Here is a 414-nt window from a genome sequence, read left to right as displayed (position 1 = left end):
CCTTTTGTATAATGGGTCAGCGACTTACATTCAGTGGCAAGCTTAACCGATTAGGGAAGGCGTAGCGAAAGCGAGTCCGAATAGGGCGTTGAGTCGCTGGGTGTAGACCCGAAACCAGATGATCTATCCATGGCCAGGTTGAAGGTGCGGTAACACGTACTGGAGGACCGAACCCACTAACGTTGAAAAGTTAGGGGATGAGCTGTGGATAGGGGTGAAAGGCTAAACAAATCTGGAAATAGCTGGTTCTCTCCGAAAACTATTTAGGTAGTGCCTCGTGTCTCACCTTCGGGGGTAGAGCACTGTCATGGTTGGGGGGTCTATTGCTGATTACCCCGCCATAGCAAACTCCGAATACCGAAGAGTGCAATCACGGGAGACAGACATCGGGTGCTAACGTCCGGTGTCAAGAGG

At 51.2% G+C, this 414-nt stretch carries 1 rRNA gene; it reads left to right on the top strand.

Annotated features, from left to right (window positions below):
• Positions 1 to 414 (top strand): 23S ribosomal RNA (locus AB4Z35_RS30820); the annotation flags it as partial.

Origin of the sequence: Pseudomonas sp. KB_15 (assembly GCF_052114525.1) — a bacterium.
Lineage (GTDB): Bacteria > Pseudomonadota > Gammaproteobacteria > Pseudomonadales > Pseudomonadaceae > Aquipseudomonas.
This window is presented reverse-complemented; position numbering and strand designations above follow the sequence as displayed.